We start from the raw sequence: 2,485 nt of genomic DNA, 5'->3' as shown, positions 1-2,485 counted from the left end.
ATACCGCACCTCTTCCAAAGTTCGCAGGGTAAGTCTAGGCCCCGGCCTCTCTCAAGAACTATCAGACCGGTGGCTCAGCCCTCAACCCGGCTTAGAACATGGGTGGCGACGGTCGCCCCCGCACCGCCGATGCACTGGGCTACGCCCACCCGTGCACCGGGCACCTGGTTGTCCCCTGCCCGGGCCTGGAGCTGGAGCGTCAGTTCCGCCAGCTGGTACACCCCGGTGGCCCCGCCGGCGTCGCCGCGGGCCTTTGAGCCGCCGAAGGTGAGGATGGGCAGCGTCCCATTCCGGCCGAAGGCGCCTTCGCCTGCCAGGCGCCAGGCCTGGCCGCGGGCGGCCAGGCCGGCGGCCTCCAGCGACAGCGCGGCTTGGATGCTGAACAGGTCATGCAGCTCGAACAGGTCCAGGTCATCCGGCGTGGCGCCGGCTTGGGCCAGGGCGCGTTGGAACGACAGCGACCCGGCGGGCAGGCCCAGCGGATCCGGCTGATCGTGCAGCGCCACCGGCGCCGTGGCAACGGCCGAGCCGGCGACGACGACCCGCGGCCGCCCGGCCGACCTGGGCAGCAAGCTACCCCGGGTGAGGAAAACTGCTGCCGCGCCATCGGCGATCGGAGCCGCGTCCATCTGTCGGACGGGTGGGCTGACAGGCGCGGCCTGCGAGTAGTCCTGAAGCGTGATCGCTCGACGGTAGATGGCATACGGGTTGCTGACGGCGTTCTGATGAGCCTGCAGAGGGAAGGGCGCCAAGGCCGTTTCCGGCGCGGAAGCTTCCAGTAGGTAGCGCCGCATCAGCAGCGCCGCCTGGGCGGCTGGCGTCACTCCCTGGATGGCCTCATGGTCGGCATCGACGCTCATGGCGATGGCGGAGTCGACCAAGGGGCCGGTCCGGTCGGTCACCTTCTCGACCCCGACCACCAGGGCGCAATCGACCTGGCCGGAGAGCACGGCCAGGTACCCCTGGCGGAACGCGACTCCGCCGGAGGCGCCGGCCGCCTCGAAGGCCGCCGCCTCAATGCCGCGCTGGCCGATGAAATCAGCGATCAGCACTCCAAGGTGGGTCTGGCCGGAGAGGGCGGGGGCGTACATGTTGCCGACATACAGCGCCTGGGGCTGCAGCCCGCCGGCATCCTGCTGGGCGCGCTCGATCGCTCCCAGCGCCAGCCGGCGCAGCGAGACATCCCAATGTTCGCCGACCGGCATCATGCCGACCCCGGCGACGATCACGCTCTCGTTGAGATCTGCCGAGGCGCCCAGAGTCATGTAGTCGCCAGCTTGCCGCGGTAGCGGGCGTAGGTGGCGTAGTCAATCTCGGTGCGGCGCTCAATGTACGTCTGCGTGCTGGGGGCGCGGCCGCGTCGCTCCACCAGGCGCTCAGTAGTCACCAGGCTGAATGCATCCGAACCGGCGCCTGACCCATACGAGACCAGCAGAATTCGGTCACCCGGGCGGGCGATGTCGAGCACCGCCGTCAACCCGACCAGGGCCGAGCCGGCGTAGGTGTTCCCGATGCGTGCCACCAGCAGGCCGGGGGCATTCTGCTCGGGGGTGAAGCCAAGCATCTTTGCGACGCGCTGCGGGAATTTCGTGTTCGGCTGGTGGAAGACCACGTAGGCGTAGTCCGAAGGCCGCCTGTCCATCCCACGCATCAGGGCTTCGGCGGCCTCGGTAATGTGCTTGAAGTACGCCGGTTCGCCTGTGAATCGTTCCCCGTGCTCGGGGTACTTCTCGTGGGCCCGGCGCCAGAAGTCGGGGGTATCGGTGGCATAGGAAAGGGAGGCTTCGATCTGACACATCGAAGTCTCCGCCGGGCCGAGCAGGTAAGCCGCGCCGCCGGAGGCGGCGGTGTATTCCAGGGCGTCTCCCGGGCGCCCCTGGGCGATATCCATACCAATCGCCAGGGCGTGCAGCGCCATGCCCGAGCCGACGAACCCGATCGCCGCCTGAAAGGCCTCGGTCCCGGCCTTGCAGGCAAACTCCCAATCGGCGGCCTGGGTGTAGGGCGTGGCGCCGATGGCCTCGGCCACCAGCGTGGCAGTCGGTTTGACGGCATACGGATGGGATTCCGAGCCGACCCATACGGCGCGGATGGTGGAAGGGTCGATGTCCGCCCGGGCCAGGGCGTTGCGAGCGGCTTCGATCGACATCGTGACGACGTCTTCGTCCAGCCCGGCCACCGACTTCTCCTTGACCGGCAGACCAGTGGCGCCGCCGTGCCAAATCCGAGCCACCTCGCGCGCCGGGAGGCGGTAGCGGGGGATATAGGCGCCGTAGCCAGTGATGCCGACGTTGAGGATCGGCCGAAGCAGCGGTGCGGGTGAAGGCTCAGTCATGAGGGAAGCTCCAAGCTCAAAGACAGGCGCCCTAGGCGGGCGGACTGCCCCGATTCTCATCATCGTTCCAGGTTCTCAGTATTTGCTCAGCGCGATCGAGGCGGACGACGCCCTCGGCGATCAACTGCTCGGCCAGCCGGTCTACGGCCT

2 protein-coding genes are annotated in these 2,485 nt (G+C 68.5%); both read right to left on the bottom strand.

What is annotated here, in order from left to right; all coding sequences use genetic code 11:
- Window positions 1-74 precede the first annotated feature (74 nt).
- The gene (locus MUO23_10575; GenBank protein ID MCJ7513399.1) at window positions 75-1,265 is read right to left on the bottom strand and encodes a thiolase domain-containing protein; all 1,191 of its coding nucleotides are present in this window, start codon (window positions 1,263-1,265) and stop codon (window positions 75-77) included.
- Complete coding sequence (locus tag MUO23_10570; protein ID MCJ7513398.1) at window positions 1,262-2,335, bottom strand: hydroxymethylglutaryl-CoA synthase; 1,074 nt, start codon at window positions 2,333-2,335, stop codon at window positions 1,262-1,264. The genes MUO23_10575 and MUO23_10570 overlap by 4 nt, the downstream gene beginning before the upstream one ends.
- Between the last annotated feature and the right edge of the window lie 150 nt (window positions 2,336-2,485).

It is taken from the genome of Anaerolineales bacterium, from assembly GCA_022866145.1.
Classification (GTDB): domain Bacteria; phylum Chloroflexota; class Anaerolineae; order Anaerolineales; family E44-bin32; genus PFL42.
The sequence above is the reverse complement of the archived record's forward strand: the minus strand, read 5'-3'. Positions and strand labels throughout refer to the sequence as shown.